The sequence below is a fragment of the Agromyces sp. Y575 genome (genome assembly GCF_059445445.1).
Genome location: NZ_JCAIUI010000002.1, coordinates 1,093,525 through 1,109,243, shown reverse-complemented (window position 1 = coordinate 1,109,243; position 15,719 = coordinate 1,093,525). Strand labels below are relative to the sequence as shown.

The window sequence follows — 15,719 nt, the reverse complement described above, 5'->3', positions numbered from 1 at the left end:
CGCGGCCTCCTCGACCAGCGGGGGTGGCCGCCGCCGCGTCACTCGACAACGTCGAACCCCTCGCCGGTGAGATCCATGAACCGCTGCTCGAGGCTCACGCGCTCGAGCTCGAACCCGCGCACGCGCACACCCGCCGCGACGAGCGCGGCAACGATCGACTCGGCAGGGGCCGTCATCGCACCGAGGCGGGCGGCCACGAGCCCATCGCCCGCGGTGTCGCCGTCATCGACGAGCCCAAGTCGCGCCAGCACCTCGCGAGCACCGGCCGCATCCGGCGTACGCACGAGCACCCGCGCCTCGCCGTCACTGCGGAACTCGTCGAGCGTTCCCTGGGCGACGAGACGCCCGGCGCTCATCACCCCGACGTGGGAGCACACCTGCTCCACCTCTGCGAGCAGGTGGCTCGATACGAACACCGTCGTACCGTCGTTCGCGAGGGAGCGGATCAGCGCGCGCACCTCGCGGGTGCCCTGCGGGTCGAGGCCATTGGTGGGCTCGTCGAGCACGAGGAGTTCGCGCCGCATGAGCAGCGCGTTCGCGAGCCCGAGCCGCTGCTTCATGCCGAGGGAGTAGGCGTGCACCTTCTTCTGCGCGGCGTGCGAGAGACCGACGCGATCGAGCGCATCGGCGACACGCGCTGCGCGGGTGCGTCGCGGGGCGTGCCGGTCGGCGGCGTCGAATCGGCGCAGGTTCGCCGCCCCGGAGAGGTAGGGCGAGAACGCCGGCCCCTCGACGAGTGCACCGACGCGAGGCAGCACCGAGTCGACGTGCCGCGGCATGTCTGCCCCGAGCAGGCGGGCATCGCCTGCGGTCGCCGCGACGAGACCGAGGAGCATGCGGATCGTCGTGGTCTTGCCCGAGCCGTTCGGCCCGAGGAACCCGAACACCGCCCCCTGCGGCACCGCGAGGTCGATGCCGTCGACGGCGAGCTGCGAGCGGAAACGCTTGGTGAGGCCGTGCGTCTCGATCGCGAGTTCGGGCACGCGCCTGCTGCCCGTCAGCGACCGGTCGCGGCGGCGTCGAACAGGCGGTCGGCGGTCACCGCGCCGGCGAACACCCGGCCGTCGTCAGTGAAGAGCACGGTCACGAGGGAGGTCGTGAGGATGCGCCCGCCGTCGACGGGTTCGGTGAGCGAGCCGAGCATCGCGGCGGCCTCCTGAGCCTGTCGAAGGGATGCCTCGGCGCCGGGGCCTGCGGCGCCGCCGGCACTCATCGGCAACTCGACCACGGCCGACCAGCCCTCGCCGTGCACGATCGGCTGCGGCATCCGCTCGCCGGTCGTGTCGGACCCCGCCTCGGCCTCTGCCTTCCACTGCTCGAGCTCGGCGGCGGTCGGAATCGGCACGACCTGCTCGGTCACGGTCGCGCCCTCGGGCGGAGTGAACGCGAACACCGAAGCATCCGGCGCATCGAATGAGATGTCGGTGAAGGCGACGCTGAAGGCGGGCTCGTCGGCGCCGCGGGCGGTGATCGATGCGGCGAGCGCGACACCCGTCTCACCGTCGATCGCAACCGCGATCTCGCCGACGAGAGTGTCGGCGTCGCGCGGGGTGAGCACGAGCTCGTAGGCCTCGCGACCGGCGACGCGCGCGTCGGTGCCGACGGAGACCTCGGTGGTCTCGTCGAGTCGTGCAAGCGCCTGATCGAGGAATTGCTCAGGCGTCGGCATCGGTGCTCCGGCCTCTGCTTCGAGGCGGGCCCGAGCCTCGTCGGCGTGGTGCTTCGCCTCGTGGTCGAGCGCCTCGAGGTCGGTGCCCTCTGGGAGTGTGATGCGTGTGGCTGCATTCTCGGCGGAGTCGTAGATCCAGGCGCCCGTGTCAGAGACGTACACGTTGCGCTCGGCGAGTGCGTCGAGCACCTGCAGTCGCGCGTTCGCGTCGTCGAGGTAGACCCGCGCGGTGTGAGTACCCGTGGCGAGCGAGATCAGGTCGTCGAGGTCGGTGGCGGATGTCCCCTCCGCACCGTCGCCCGCGCCTGGCTGCCCGCCCGGGCCGCTCATCGCGCCCGTGAGACCCGACAGGTCGGGCAGCCCGAGCTCGGACGTCTGCTCGACCGTGCCCGAGAATGCATCGACCTCGCTCGACGCGGCGAACTCGAGCAACTCAGCGGGCGACAGATCGGGCAGATCGACAGCAGCATTGGCCGAAAGAGGCACGAGCACGACTCCGACGCCGATCGCGATCGGCACGGCAATGGCGGGAATCCAGCGGCTGAGCCTGCGGGACGCCCCGGTGTCGCGGGGGCGCATGCATTCAGGCTACGCCTGCTCGCGGCATCCGGAGCCGATCTGTGGGCAACACTCAGGATCTCGGACATGCACGGCACGGCATCGAGACCTCGCACTGAAACCGGACAGAAACTGACCACACGCTTCCGTAACGTCGTCCACATGGAAACCGAAGACCTGAACCCTGGAAGCAACCGTTCCGTGCAGACGTGGATCGTCACACCCGACACGACGAGACTGCTCGACTTCGTGAGCGACGTGTTCAGTGCCGTCGAGATCGCCCGAGTTCCCACGGAAGACGGAGGCATCGGGCATGCCGAACTGCGCATCGGCGACACCTGGCTGCTCGCGTTCGACTCGCGGCCCGACTGGCCGTCGACCCCGGCGATGCTCCGCGTGTTCGTCGACGACGTAGCAGCGGTGTTCGAGCGGGGCGTTGCAGCCGGCGCAAAGGTCGTGACCGAACTCGACGACGCCGCGTGGGGCGATCGGGGCGGCCGCCTCCGCGATCCGCTCGGCAACATCTGGTGGGTGGTGCAGCACGTCGAAGATGTCGCACCCGATGAGATGGGCAGGCGATTCTCCGAGGAGCGCTACGTCCGATCCATGCAGCTCGCGCAGGAGACGCTCGATTCGGAATTGAGCGGTCGCAGCAGCGGCTGGTCGAGCCGGCCGGTGGTGTAGCGGGCGTCGGTGTCGGGCGTTCGTGCAGCAGGCGTTGCCGCCCAGCCCGCCCGGGTCTAGCGTGAGGGGGATCGAGCCGTTGTACCCAGTTCAAGGGGGATCTCATGGTCAACGTCGTCGTCCACCGCCACTCCGCACGCCGCAACCTGGCGTTGGCGCTCGCGGGCGCGCTCGCCGTCGGTGTCATCGCCACGGCCGCGCCGGCATCGGCGCAGTCGCTCGCGGCGCCGCCGGCGGCGAACTCCGTCGCGACTGCGGCCCCCGGGTCGACGTCATCGCCGACCCGGTCGACGTCGACGGGATACGGCGGCGCGGTCTCGTCGGTCGACGCCTCGGCGAGCCGGATCGGCGTCGAGGTGCTCCGTCTCGGCGGGAACGCGGCGGATGCCGCGGTCGCGACCGCGGCGGCGCTCGGCGTCACCGAGCCGTACAGCGCCGGCATCGGGGGCGGCGGGTACTTCGTGTACTTCGACGCAGCGACGGGCGAGGTGAGCACGATCGACGGGCGCGAGACGGCGCCGGCCGCCATGCCGAACGACGCGTTCATCGACCCCGCGACCGGCCAGCCGTACCGGTTCACTCCCGAGCTCGTGTCATCCGGTGTCTCGGTCGGCGTTCCCGGCACCCTCGCAACATGGGAGTCCGCGCTCGACCGGTTCGGTACGAAGCCGCTCTCCCTCATGCTCGCCCCCTCGATCCTGCTCGCGGCGACGGGATTCACGGTCGACGAGACCTTCCGCAACCAGACGCTCGACAACAAGGCGCGGTTCGCTGCATTCCCCGACACGGCGAAGCTGTTCCTGCCCGGCGGCGACGCCCCGCAGGTCGGCACGAAGTTCCGCAATCGCGATCTCGCGAAGACGCTCGCGCTCATCGCTGTGCGCGGTACCGACGCGTTCTACTCGGGCCGGCTCGCGGCCGAGATCGCCGACGTCGTGCAGCATCCGCGCAAAGACCCGGCATCGTCGCTGCCGGCGCCGGCCGGCACGCTCACGACCGACGACCTCGCGGCGTACTCCGTCGTGGAGCAGGAGTCGACGCACGTGGAGTACCGCGGGCTCGACGTGTACGGCATGGCGCCGTCGTCGTCGGGCGGCACGACCGTCGGCGAGGCACTGAACATCCTCGAGAACCACGACCTGTCGTCGGCCGAGATCGGCCAGAGCCTTCACCTCTACTTCGAGGCGACAGCCCGGGCGTTCGCCGACCGCGGCGCGTACGTCGGCGACCCGGCGTTCGTCGACGTTCCCACCGAGACGCTGCTCAGCCAGGAGTTCGCCGACGCCCGCGACTGCACGATCGACCCGGCGTTCGCCTCGACGCGGCCGGTGCCCGCCGGCGCACTCGACGGGGTCGGCTGCGAGGCCGTCGCCCTCGAAGAGGCGGCCGACACCGAGAACGTCTCGACGACGCACCTCTCGGTCGTCGACAAGTGGGGCAACGCGGTCGCGTACACGCTCACGATCGAGCAGACCGGCGGCTCGGCGATGACCGTGCCGGGCCGCGGGTTCCTGCTGAACAACGAACTGACCGACTTCAGCACCGTGTACAACGCGTCGGACCCGAACCGCATCGAGCCGGGGAAGCGACCGCGGTCGTCGATGGCACCCACGATCGTGCTCGAAGACGGCGCCGTGCGGTTCGTGCTCGGCTCGCCCGGCGGGGCGACGATCATCACGACTGTGCTGCAGATCCTCATAAACCGTATCGACCTCGGCATGACCCTGCCCGAGGCTGTGGCAGCGCCGCGCGCCTCACAGCGGAACGCCGCGGTCACCCCGGCCGAACCCGAGTTCATCGCCGCGTACCAGGCTGCGCTCGATCCATACGGCCAAGTGCTCGTGCCATCGGGCGACCAGTTCACCTCCGCTGCGCAGATCGGTGCTGCAGCGGCGATCGAAATCGACCCGAACGGGCTGATGACCGCCGCCGCCGAACCGGTCCGCCGAGGCGGCGGCACCGGCCTGGTAGTCAGACCTGTGCGCTGAGCGCTGCCGCGCGTAGCCTGAGGAGATGACGCGAACGGCATACAAGGCGCAGCCCCGCGACGAACTGCTCGCGGGCATCGCCGACGAGTTCCTGCACAATGCGCCGCGCGGGCGCCGGCTCATCGCGGTCGAGGCCGCGGCGACGGCCGATGCCGTGCGCTTCGCCGACGACCTCGCTGAGGTGCTCGCCGCGCGCGGACAGACCGTCGTGCGCGCGTCCGTCGGCGACATCAGCAGAGGCCGCGGCGACGACGGCAGCAGCAGCTCTGTCGGCGAGGCGACGCTGCGTGCAGACACGATCGAGCCGTTCCGGGCGGGCACCCTGCCCGGCGCATCCGACGACGCAGTGCTCGTCGTCGACGGTCGGGGACTGCTCGACGATCGGGTGCGCGGCGCCTGGCACTTCTCGTTGTGGCTGCTCGCGGGCGACGAGTTGCCGCACTCCGGGGCATCCGTCATCGTCGATGTCACCGACGAGTCGTCGCCGACCCGTTTCTTCTACGACTACTGCGCGCTGCCGCCGAGCGTGAACCGGCCCGGCCTGTACTGACTCGGCCGCTCCGCGCCCCTCCCACGACCTTTTGCGCGCGCACGGACGTTTTGCAAGGGTCGTGGCGCGGCAAAGCGTCGTGGGAGATGCGCTGACGCGCGGCGCGGCGCGGCAGCTCAGAGTGCGCGCAAGCGCGGCGCGAGGTCGCGTGCGAAGAGCTCCTGGAAGCGGGCCTGGTCGTGGCCGGGCGCGTGGAAGACGAGGTGGTTGAACCCGGCGTCGACGTAGGCCTTGATCGAGGCGACGACCTCGTCGGGGTCGCTGCCGACGATCCAGCGCTTCGCGATCTGTTCGATCGGCAGCGCGTCGGCCGCCCGCTCCATCTCGACGGGGTCGGTGATGGAGTGCTTCTGCTCGGGCGTGAGCGAGAGCGGTGACCAGAAGCGCGTGTTCTCGAGGGCCGCCGTGGCGTCGGTGTCGTACGAGAGCTTGATCTCGATCATGCGGTCGAGGTCGTCGTACGAGCGACCACCGGCCGCGACACCCTCTTTCACCGCAGGGATGAGCTGCTCGGTGTAGAGCTCCATGCCCTTGCCGGAGGTGCAGATGAATCCGTCGCCCGCGCGCCCCGCGTACTTCGCGACGGTCGGGCCGCCGGCTGCGATGTACACGGGCACGGGAACATCCGGACGGTCGTAGATCGACGCGTCGTGGGTCGAGTAGTACTCGCCCTCGAAGCTCACTTGCTCGTCATCGGTCCAGAGTGCGCGCATGAGTCGCACCGATTCGCGGAGGCGCGCGAACCGCTCCTTGAACGCGGGCCACTCCTGCTCGCCGGCGCCGCGGAACCCCGTCGCGATCTCGTTGAGCGCTTCGCCCGTGCCGAAGCCTGCGATGATGCGCCCAGGGTAGAGGCAGCCGAGGCTCGCGAACGCCTGCGCGAGCACCGCTGGGTTGTAGCGGAACGTCGGCGTCATGACGCTCGTGCCGATTCTGATCGTCGAGGTGCGCTCGCCGACGGCGGCGATCCAGGTGAGCGAGAACGGCGCGTGACCGCCGTCGTGTCGCCACGGCTGGAAGTGGTCGCTCGTGAACACCGATTCGAAGCCGTTGGCTTCGGCCGCGACGGCGATCTCGACGAGCTCGCGCGGGGCGAACTGCTCGGCTGAGGCCTTGTATCCGAGTGTGAGCGTCATGCTGTTCCCTTTCGATCGGACGGGGGTGCATCGGCGAGACGCGCGACGACTTCGGCGGTGTGGTCGCCCACTCCATGGTGCAGCACGGCTTCGAGCCCGTCGACCGTGTCGACGTCACGGGTGAGGCCGGGCGCTGCGGATGCCTCGAGCTCGACGAACCCCGCGGCGGCGTGCCGCGCGGCGGACTCGACACCGAACCGCGGTTCGAACGAGGTGCCTGCCATCGCGGTCGCGAGGGTCGTGCCCGTGCCGTCGGCGTCGCGAACGAAGGCGAGCGGATGCCGCGACGCGGCGCTGAGCGCGGCATCGAGCTCTTGGGGCTTCAACGCAGGCAGGTCGCCGAGCAGCACGGCAATGTTCGTTCCCGGGGCCTGTCGAAGGGAACCCGGCACTACACCCGCTCCCTTCGACAAGCTCAGGGAGCTCGACGGGCTCAGGGAGCTCGACAGGCTCAGGGAGCGAACGTGGGCGATGCCGAACGCGATCGCCGGCGTGAGCCCGCGCGGGCCTTCGGCCGGTTCGGCGAGGAACTCCGCGCCGCCCGCGAGCGACGGGTCATCGCCGACGACGATGACCCGCGCGACGGTTCGCGCGACGAGGGCGGCTGCGATCGTGTCGAGGGCGAAGGCGCGGGCGAGCTCGGCGCGTGCGTGGTCGGGCACGGCTGGCGCAAGTCGCGTCTTCGCGCCCGCGGGCGATTTCACGGGGATCACGACGGTCCACGATGCGGTCGTGGCCGCGGCATCCGATGCGCTCATCACGCCCGGAGCCCCGGAAGCACGTCACGGCCGAAGACCTCGAGGAACTCGGCCTGATTCCGCCCGACATTGTGCAGGTAGATGCGATCGAAGCCGAGGTCGAGGTGGCGCTGGATATCGGCGCGATGCACGTCGGGGTCGGCGGAGACGACCATGCGACCCGCGAAGTCCTCGGGGCGCACCGTGTGGGCGAGCTGCTCGAACTCCCACGGCGAGCGGATATCGCTGCGCGGGAAGCGCATCCCGCCGTTCGGCCATTCGTGCAGCGCGTTCTGCATGGCTGCCTCGTCGGTCGCGGCCCACGAGAGGTGCAGTTGCAGCACCTTGGGCATCGCATCGGGCCGCCGGCCCGCCGCGCGTGCGCCTTCAGCGAAGCGTGTGATGAGCGTCTGCAGCTTGTCGGCGGGCGCGCCGGTCGTGATGAACCCGTCGACGGTGCGGCCGGCGCGAAGCGCGGTGACAGGGCCGGATGCCGCGACGAGGATCTCGGGTGCCACGCTCGGCATTGTCCACAGGCGCGTGGCTTCGAGCTTGAAGTGGGGACCGGCATGGCGCACGTCCCGCCCGGCCATCGAGCCGACGAAGAGCTTCTTGATCACGTCGACCGCCTCGAACATGCGGTTGATGCGCTCGGGGGCCTCCGGCCAGTACGGCCCGACGACGTGCTCGTTCAGCGCCTCGCCCGAGCCGAGTCCGAGCCAGTGCCGCCCCGGATACATCGCACCGAGCGTTGCGCTCGCCTGGGCGACGACGGCCGGATGCATCCGGAACCCCGGTGTCGTCACGCCCGGGCCGAGGTCGCCGCGCGTGCGTTCGCCGATCGCGCCGAGCACGCTCCACACGAACGACGACTCCCCCTGCGCGGGAACCCACGGCTGGAAGTGGTCGCTCGCCATGACCCCCGTGAAGCCGTGGGACTCGGCGAGCGCGCTGAGCGCGACCGCCTCGGCGGGTGGGAAGCGCTCGAGCATCGCGGCGTAGCCGATGTGTGCTGACACCCCTCCATCTTCTCGCGTCGATGAGGAAACGCGCGCCGTGAGGGATGTTCGCTGAGCTCGTCGAGAAGGATGTTCGCTGAGCTCGTCGAAGCGCTCTGGTCGGATATTCGCTTCGACAGGCTCAGCGAACGGGACTACTGGGTGCAGGGGCCTACTGGGCGAGCGGCCCCTCGGCCTGCGACTCGTCGAAGCCGTCGCGATACCCCTCGTTGTACGCCTCGTCGGCGCCGACTCGGAACAGGTCGCGCTCGGCGGGGCGCTGGATCGACCGCGCGCCCGGCAGGTCGAGGTCGCCCACGAAGCGCCCCAGTCCACGCACGACGGCGACCGGCACGCCCGACGACTTGCCCTTCACGAGCTCGGCGGCGCCCGCGATCTCGTCGGCCACGCACGGCATCGTGACCGAGAGCGGCTTGCCCGAGGCATCCGTCGAACCGCGCAGATCGTCGAAGACGTGCACGCCGGCCGCGCCGATCGCGAGGTCGGTCTGGCCCTCGCGCCACGGCCGGCCGAGGGTGTCGGAGAGGATGACGCCGACATGGGCGCCCGTGAGCGCACGGATGCCGGTGGCCAGCGCCCGCGCCGAGGCATCCGGGTCGACCGGCAGCAGCAGCACCGTGCCGTCGGGTGAGTTCGACGCATCGACGCCCGCTGCGGCGCCGATGATGCCCTGACGATTCTCGACGATGCGGGTGACGCCTCCGTCGAAGACGCGGGTCGCGACCACCCGCACGGTCTCGTCGGTGATGGCCTGCTCGCGGTCGGCGGCGGCCACGATGCGCCCCTCGGCCTTCGAGACGATCTTCGAGGTGATGACGAGGATGTCGCCGCCCTCGAGATCGACCGCGTCGGCGATGAGCGCGGCGAGGTCGGCGCCCTTCGTGATCTCGGGCATGCCCTCGACGCCTTCGATGCTGAATTTCACGGCCACCCCCAGGATTCGCGTTGCTCCGATCTTCGCAGCTCCGGGTGCCACGCCGCCAGAAGGGCGCGGCTGTTGACGCTGCGCTACGCTCGCGGCATGTCCAACGATGGCACCGGCTTCTCGCTCGACGACCGCAATGACGGGCGCGCCGAGACTCGCATCGAGCGCCTCGACCGCAACTGGAGCGACATTCTGCAGGAGCTGCGGGCGACGCAGACCGGCACGCAGATCATGACGGGATTCCTGCTCGCCGCGGCGTTCCAGCCCCGCTTCACCGATCTCGACGGCTACCAGCTGTGGCTCTATCTCGTGCTCGTGGCACTCGCGTGCGTCGCGACGCTGCTCGGGCTCGCGCCCGTGATCCTGCATCGCCAGCTGTTCGGGCGACAGCAGAAGGAGCGGATCGTGCGCCGCGGTGACCGGTTGCTGCGGGCCCACCTGCTCGTGGCGTCGCTGCTCGCGGCGGGCGTCGCGGGACTCATCTTCGAGCTGGCGCTCGGCCGAGTCGCGGGCTTCGTCGCACTCGGAGTCGCGCTCGCCGCCGCCGCCCTGCTCTGGATCGTCGTGCCGAGGCTCGCGAGGGAGCGATCGTGAGGGCCGAGGCGCCTGTGAGGGCCGTCTCGCCCTGCGACTTCGGCGCGTGTCGTGTCGCCGCACCCGAATAGGCTTGACGCATGCGCATCGCCACTTGGAACGTCAACTCGATCCGCGCCCGCGTCGGCCGCACCGTCGATTGGATGGTGCGCGAAGACGTCGACGTGCTCGCGATGCAGGAGATCAAGTGCAAGCCCGAGCAGTTCCCGCTCGAGGCCTTCGAGGCGGCCGGCTACGAGGTCGCGATCCACGGGCTGAACCAGTGGAATGGCGTCGCGATCGCGAGCCGATCACCGATCGGCGAGGTCGAGACGTCCTTCCCCGGCATGCCGGGATTCCTCAAGGGACTCGAGGGCCCCGATCAGCCGCAAGAGGCCCGCGCGATCGGCGCGACCGTCGATGGTGTGCGGGTGTGGAGTCTCTACGTTCCGAACGGCCGCTCGCTCGACGACCCGCACTACACCTACAAGCTCGACTGGCTCGCGGCGCTCACCGACTACACGCGCGCCGAGACATCCGCTCGGCCTGAAGTACCGTTCGCGCTTCTGGGCGACTTCAACATCGCTCCGCTCGATGAAGACAATGGCGACCCCGCGGTCATCGAGGGGCAGTCGACCCACGTCTCGCCGGCCGAGCGGCGGGCGTTCTTCACCCTCGAGAACGCCGGGGTCACCGACGTGGTTCGCCCGCGCATCCCCGAGGGCTACACCTACTGGGACTACAAGCAGCTGAAATTCCCGCGCAACGAGGGCATGCGCATCGACTTCATCCTCGGTTCGGCGGCGTTCGCAGAGGCCGTGACGGATGCCTCCATCCACCGCAACGAGCGCAAGGGCGACGCTCCCAGCGACCACGTGCCGGTGCTCGTCGAACTCGCCCTCGGCGAAGACGACGACGATCGGCCCATGATCTTCTAAGTCCCGAGCGATCGTCGCGGGCCGGGTCGATCTTCTCGGGGCGGAGCCGGGCACCCTGATCTCCGCCACGGCTCCCAGCCGCCGCGGTACCCTCGAGTACGTGACCAGCACCCACGACCGAGCTGCGGGAGACCCGTTCACGGGCACCACGTTCGGCGGTCGCTACCGCCTCGGCACCCTCATCGGGCGAGGTGGAATGGCGAGTGTCTATCGCGGTGCCGATCTGAGCCTCGGCCGATCCGTCGCGGTGAAGGTCTTCGCTGAAGCGGCCGAGGGCATCGACGACGACGCCCGGCGTCGATCGGAGACGGCGCTGCTCGCGAGCGTCGAGCACCGCGCGCTCGTGCGACTCTACGACGCGGGTCGCGACGAGGCGAGCGGACGCGAGTACCTCGTGATGGAACTCGTCGACGGACGCGACCTGCGGCAGACTCTGCGCCTCGGCCCGTTGAGCCCAGCGGATGCCGCGGGCCTGGCCGCAGACATCGCCGAGGCCTTGCACGTGATCCACGAGCGCGGCATCGTGCACCGCGATGTGAAGCCCGCGAACATCCTGCTTGCACGGGCGCATCTGCCGACGCGTCGCTGGAATGCCAAGCTCGCCGATTTCGGCATCGCGCGTCTCATCGACGACGCCCGCCTCACCCGCACCGGGGCCTTCGTCGGCACGCCCGGTTACCTCAGCCCCGAGCAGGTGGGCGGCGACGCCCCCGGCACCGCGGCAGACATCTATTCACTCGGACTGCTGCTGCTCGAGGCGCGCACCGGGCAACAGGCGTTCCCGGGCCCGGCGACCGAGTCCACGAGCGCGCGACTCGTGCGCGACCCCGAGATCCCCGATGAGCTCGGCGCCGATTGGGTCGCACTCCTGCGACGCATGACCGCCCGCGATGCCGCAGCACGACCGGCCGCGCTCGAAGTCGCGATGGCAGCGAGCCGTCTCGATGAGTCGCCCTCGACGACGACCGTGCTGCACGAGGCAGCCGAAGACCCCACGCTCGTGCTCCCGACCGCGACGACGACCGTGCTCGCTGGCGCTGGAGCGGAAGTCGCAGCCGGAGCCGCAACCGGAGCCGCAGCTACCGGGGGCGTCGGCTCCGACGATGCCGTCGCCGCTCGCGCTGTCGCCGCCGCGATGCGTCCGGCCCCATCGAGGCCGCGTCGCTGGCGGAATCCCCGGCAACCTCGCTGGTTACGACCGGCGATCGCCATCGTGCTGCTCGCCGTCATCGCCGTCGGCGCGGCCCTGCTCGTGCCGCCTGCGATCGCCGGCCTCACCTCGACGTCGACCACGCCGGCAGAGCCGCTGCCGAGCCTTCCGGGTGAACTCGGCGTGCACCTCGAACTGCTGGATGAGGCGGTCACCCGATGAGCGGTCACCCGATGAGCGGTCACGCGATGATCCGGTTCCGCACGATGCTCCCCACTGCCGCCATCGCGATGACGCTCGCGTTCGGCCTCACCGCTTGCAGCCCGTCGGCCGAGTCGGTCAGCTCCGAGCTGCACGCCTCGGTCGTGCAGGTCGCCGAGCGCGCCGATGCGGGTGACTACATCGGTGCCCTCGCCGAGCTCGCGCTGCTCGATCAGGATGTCTCCGATGCCGTCGACGCAGGCACGATCGGGGCGGAGCAGGCGCAGGAGATCGACGAAGCGCTCACCCTCGTGCGCAACGACCTCGAGGCGGCCGAAGTCGCGACCACTCCGACTCCGACTCCCTCTGACGACGATGATGACGACGGGCCTGGCAACAGCGACAACAAGGGCAACGACGACAAGGGCAACAAGGGCAACAAGGGCAACAAGGGCAACAACGACGACTGACGGATGCCCCGCCTGACTTCCGCATTCCGCGGGCCGCATCCGTCGCATAGTCTCGGGGGATGCCTTCGCTCGCAGTTCCCGGCGCCGATCTGTACTACGAGTCCGCGGGGCGCGCCTCCGCACCCGCGCTGCTCCTCATCCCGGCCGGCATCGCCACCCTGGGCATGTGGGACCCGCAGATCGACGCCCTCGCCGAACACCACTTCGTGGCCCGACTCGACCCCCGCGGTTTCGGCGGCACTCGCCACGACGAGGCCGTTCCGTTCGCGAACCACGCCGACGCCCTCGCGGTGCTCGACCATCTCGGCATCGAAGCGGCGACGGTGATCGGCGCGAGCCGTGGCGGTGAGATCGCCCTCGACACGGCGATCGCCTCGCCCGACCGCGTGCACGGAGTGGTGACGGTCGGCTCGGAGCCGAGCGGCTTCCCCGATCTCCCGCTCACTGACGAGGAACAGCGCCGCTTCGACGAGATCGACAGCCTCGACCCCGCCATCGACGCGGCGCGCATCGTGCGGCTCGAGACCACGCTCTGGGCGGCGGGGCCGCGGCGCTCGGAGGCCGATCTGGATCCTTCGTTCGTCCGCCTCGCGCACGAGCTCAACTCGCCCAACATCGCGCACGCGGCCGATGACGGCACCATGCTGCCACTCGAACCGCCGGCCGCAGATCGGCTCGGCGACATCCGCTCACCGGCGCTCGTCACCGTCGGCGAGTACGACCTCAGCTCGGCGCTCGCGGCGTACGACCACCTGCTCTCGAACCTGCCCGATCCGACGGGCGTTCGCTTCGCCGACACCGCCCATCTGCCGAGCGTCGAACGGCCCGAGGAGTTCACTCGGGTGCTGCTCGAGTGGCTGAGCCGCAACGGGCTCTGACGCACGCGCGTTTCAGGCGGTGATGAGCCCCGGGAGACCGTCGACGCTTCGGGTGTTCTTCTCGACTCGATACTCGGCCATGCCTTCGACGCCCTTCTTCTCGGCTTGCAGGCGCAACAGGTCGCGTTCACCCGTCATCTCCATGATGGGCACGCCCCAACCGCACGAGTCGCTGATCCTGGTCACCTCTACGGTGATGACGGCTCGAGTACTCGGGTGGTCGGGGTGGAGTGCGACGACCTCTTCGAAGGCCGGGTCGCCAGGGAGCCAGACCGACCCGCGGCCGTGCAATCGCACGATGCGCGGGCGGCTGTCGAAGGAGTTGAACATCAGGCAGACTCGCCCGTTCTCCCGCAGATGGGCGATCGTCTCGACGCCGCTGCCCGTGTAGTCGACCCAAGCGACACGGTGATCGTCGAGGACCGAGAACGAGTCGTGTCCACGGGGAGACACATTGACGTGACCGTCCGCGCCGAGCGGGGCGGTCGCGACGAACCACATGGGCTGCGCCTCGATCCATGCCTTCAACTTGTCGTCGATGGAGTTGAAGAGTTTGCCCATGCTCAAAGCCTAGATCGCCGGTGCCCGTGGTCAGACCTGGCGGCGTGCAGACAGGTCGCTGATGAAGCGTGCGATCTCAACGGGCCTCTCTTCGGCCATGAAGTGGCCGGCGTCGATCGGTTCGTACGTCAGGTCGGTTGCCCACGCTCGCCAGAGTGCGGCGGCATCGAAGCCCAACTGGGCGCCCCAGTCTTGGGAGATGACGCCGACGGGCATGGAGAGCGTCTTGCCCGCCTCGCGGTCCTCGAGGTCCATGCTGAGGTCGATGCTCGAGGTGGCGCGGTAGTCCGCGACGATGGAGTCCACGGCATTCACGGAACTGTCGATGTAGTGCTGGCGGACCTCGGGCGTGAAGGTCGAGCCGTCGGTATCCCATGCATCGAGGAATGAGGCGAAGAACTCCGCTGCGACTGCCGTGATCATCTTCTCCGGCAGGCCCGCGGGCTGGGCCATGAGGTACAGGTGCCACGCCACCTTCGCGTTCACGCCCTGCAGGACCTGCCAGGTGTCGAGGGTGGGGAGCACGTCGAGGATCCCCAGATACTGCACCGCGTGCGGGTGGTCGAGGCCGGCACGAACGGCGACCAGCGCACCGCGGTCATGGCCGATCAGTCCGAAGCGCTCGTGGCCGAGTGCCGCGGCCACTTGCATGACGTCCTCGGCCATGGTGCGCTTCGAGTACGTGTCCGGACCGTGCTCCGGCGGCTTCGCGCTTTCGCCGTACCCCCTCAGATCGGGAACGATGACCGTGTGCCGGGCAGCGAGCTCGTGGGCGACGTGGCGCCACATGTAGTGCGTCTGCGGGAAGCCGTGGAGGAGAACGACTGCGGGTCCTGTGCCTCCGACTGCGACGCGCAGGTCCACCCCCTGCTCGCCCTGCAGTGTCTGGTACCGGAATCCGTCGATGGTCAGTGTGCTGATGATGTGTCCTTCACAGGTTGCGGGTCGGTTGCGGGGGATGGACGGCCGGAGAAGATGCCGGCGGGGAAGTCGCGCATCGCCGGCGGTGTCGCCAGCAGCGCCGGTATGAGGATCGAGTCGACGAGCGCTTCGAGGTAGCGGTCGTCGATCTCCAGCCCGTTGAGCCGCCGGAACAAGATCACGGCGCCGGCGACCTCCTCGAAGGGGAACGGGTCCACGCCCTCCGGCAGTTCCCCCCGACGGACGGCTGCGTCCACGACGGAGGCGGGCAATCGAGCTCCGGTGGGGCCGACGGCACGTTCGATCGCCTCGCCCAGCTCCGGATCTTCAAGGCCCGCCTGGAACAGCAGCATGGCGGTCTGGCCATCCGTGGAACGCATCGTCGTGACCAGGCGCTGACAAAGCGCGAGCAGGTCGCCCCTCAGGCTGCCGGTATTGATCTCATCCGGCCCCTCGCGGCGCGCAGGGCCGGCCTTCAGTGCGGCGACGACCATATCCCTCTTGGACTTCCACCGTCGATAGAGGGTTGCCTTCGACGCTCCCGCACGACGCGCGACCTCTTCGAAGGTGACGCCTTCGTAGCCGCGCTCTGCGAGCAGCAGGTTCACGACGCTGAGGATCTCGCCCTCACGCTGGTCGTCGCGAGGACGCCCCCCGCGACGAATCTCCGGCCCGAGCTGACGGCTCATCTCTTCGTTAGGATACGACACGTTCCGTATCCTAACATATATGACACGAATCACGGATCAGCGCTCGACCCG

General features: G+C 69.7%; 17 protein-coding genes. 8 read left to right on the top strand and 9 right to left on the bottom strand.

Translation table 11 applies throughout. The features are described 5' to 3' along the window. Positions 1–38: 38 nt before the first annotated feature. Positions 39–983 carry an ABC transporter ATP-binding protein gene (locus tag AC1C2U_RS11315; protein ID WP_495361832.1) on the bottom strand — a complete coding sequence of 315 codons (945 nt, stop codon included), beginning with the start codon at positions 981–983 and terminating at the stop codon, positions 39–41. Between the two features lie 14 nt (positions 984–997). Next, positions 998–2,248 carry a LolA family protein gene (locus AC1C2U_RS11310; protein WP_495361831.1) on the bottom strand — a complete coding sequence of 417 codons (1,251 nt, stop codon included), beginning with the start codon at positions 2,246–2,248 and terminating at the stop codon, positions 998–1,000. 141 nt (positions 2,249–2,389) lie between these two features. Between AC1C2U_RS11310 and AC1C2U_RS11305 the strand changes: the two genes are divergently transcribed. From AC1C2U_RS11305 to AC1C2U_RS11295, 3 genes are all read left to right on the top strand, one after another. Then, positions 2,390–2,911 (top strand): VOC family protein, encoded by a 522-nt coding sequence (locus tag AC1C2U_RS11305; protein ID WP_495361830.1) that lies wholly within the window; start codon positions 2,390–2,392, stop codon positions 2,909–2,911. 104 nt (positions 2,912–3,015) lie between these two features. Then, entirely contained in the window at positions 3,016–4,899 is a 1,884-nt protein-coding gene (gene ggt / locus AC1C2U_RS11300) for a gamma-glutamyltransferase (protein WP_495361829.1), read from the top strand. A 25-nt stretch (positions 4,900–4,924) separates the two neighbouring features. After that, positions 4,925–5,449, top strand: coding sequence for a nucleoside/nucleotide kinase family protein (locus AC1C2U_RS11295; RefSeq protein WP_495361828.1), 525 nt, complete (start codon positions 4,925–4,927; stop codon positions 5,447–5,449). A 116-nt stretch (positions 5,450–5,565) separates the two neighbouring features. On the opposite strand, the gene fgd is transcribed toward AC1C2U_RS11295, so the two are convergent. The 4 genes from fgd to cofE form a co-directional block, all read right to left on the bottom strand. Further along, entirely contained in the window at positions 5,566–6,585 is a 1,020-nt protein-coding gene (gene fgd, locus AC1C2U_RS11290) for a glucose-6-phosphate dehydrogenase (coenzyme-F420) (protein WP_495361827.1), read from the bottom strand. Next, positions 6,582–7,346: a CofC family guanylyltransferase gene (locus AC1C2U_RS11285; RefSeq protein WP_495361826.1), complete on the bottom strand. Its 765-nt coding sequence runs from the start codon at positions 7,344–7,346 to the stop codon at positions 6,582–6,584. Before AC1C2U_RS11285 ends, fgd begins: the two co-directional genes overlap by 4 nt. Then, entirely contained in the window at positions 7,343–8,341 is a 999-nt protein-coding gene (locus AC1C2U_RS11280; RefSeq protein WP_495361825.1) for a TIGR03557 family F420-dependent LLM class oxidoreductase, read from the bottom strand. The genes AC1C2U_RS11285 and AC1C2U_RS11280 overlap by 4 nt, the downstream gene beginning before the upstream one ends. 151 nt (positions 8,342–8,492) lie before the next feature. Further along, complete coding sequence (cofE, locus tag AC1C2U_RS11275) at positions 8,493–9,272, bottom strand: coenzyme F420-0:L-glutamate ligase (RefSeq protein ID WP_495361824.1); 780 nt, start codon at positions 9,270–9,272, stop codon at positions 8,493–8,495. A gap of 90 nt (positions 9,273–9,362) precedes the next feature. On the opposite strand from cofE, the gene AC1C2U_RS11270 reads away from it, so the two are divergent. From AC1C2U_RS11270 to AC1C2U_RS11250, 5 genes are all read left to right on the top strand, one after another. Beyond that, positions 9,363–9,860, top strand: coding sequence for a DUF6328 family protein (locus tag AC1C2U_RS11270; RefSeq protein ID WP_495361823.1), 498 nt, complete (start codon positions 9,363–9,365; stop codon positions 9,858–9,860). Positions 9,861–9,940: 80 nt separating this feature from the next. Next, positions 9,941–10,777 carry an exodeoxyribonuclease III gene (locus AC1C2U_RS11265; RefSeq protein ID WP_495361822.1) on the top strand — a complete coding sequence of 279 codons (837 nt, stop codon included), beginning with the start codon at positions 9,941–9,943 and terminating at the stop codon, positions 10,775–10,777. 100 nt (positions 10,778–10,877) lie between these two features. Continuing rightward, positions 10,878–12,149: a serine/threonine-protein kinase gene (locus AC1C2U_RS11260; RefSeq protein ID WP_495361821.1), complete on the top strand. Its 1,272-nt coding sequence runs from the start codon at positions 10,878–10,880 to the stop codon at positions 12,147–12,149. Beyond that, on the top strand, positions 12,146–12,598 hold the full coding sequence (locus AC1C2U_RS11255) for a hypothetical protein (protein ID WP_495361820.1): 453 nt from the start codon (positions 12,146–12,148) through the stop codon (positions 12,596–12,598). The genes AC1C2U_RS11260 and AC1C2U_RS11255 overlap by 4 nt, the downstream gene beginning before the upstream one ends. A 59-nt stretch (positions 12,599–12,657) precedes the next feature. After that, positions 12,658–13,476 carry an alpha/beta fold hydrolase gene (locus tag AC1C2U_RS11250; protein ID WP_495361819.1) on the top strand — a complete coding sequence of 273 codons (819 nt, stop codon included), beginning with the start codon at positions 12,658–12,660 and terminating at the stop codon, positions 13,474–13,476. 12 nt (positions 13,477–13,488) lie between these two features. Here AC1C2U_RS11250 and AC1C2U_RS11245 read toward each other — a convergent pair whose 3' ends face one another. From AC1C2U_RS11245 to AC1C2U_RS11235, 3 genes are read right to left on the bottom strand one after another with little or no spacing between them, the layout of a single operon-like run. Further along, positions 13,489–14,037: a pyridoxamine 5'-phosphate oxidase family protein gene (locus AC1C2U_RS11245; protein ID WP_495361818.1), complete on the bottom strand. Its 549-nt coding sequence runs from the start codon at positions 14,035–14,037 to the stop codon at positions 13,489–13,491. A 30-nt stretch (positions 14,038–14,067) separates the two neighbouring features. Then, positions 14,068–14,961: an alpha/beta fold hydrolase gene (locus AC1C2U_RS11240; protein ID WP_495361985.1), complete on the bottom strand. Its 894-nt coding sequence runs from the start codon at positions 14,959–14,961 to the stop codon at positions 14,068–14,070. Continuing rightward, complete coding sequence (locus AC1C2U_RS11235) at positions 14,946–15,647, bottom strand: TetR/AcrR family transcriptional regulator (protein WP_495361817.1); 702 nt, start codon at positions 15,645–15,647, stop codon at positions 14,946–14,948. The genes AC1C2U_RS11240 and AC1C2U_RS11235 overlap by 16 nt, the downstream gene beginning before the upstream one ends. Between the last annotated feature and the right edge of the window lie 72 nt (positions 15,648–15,719).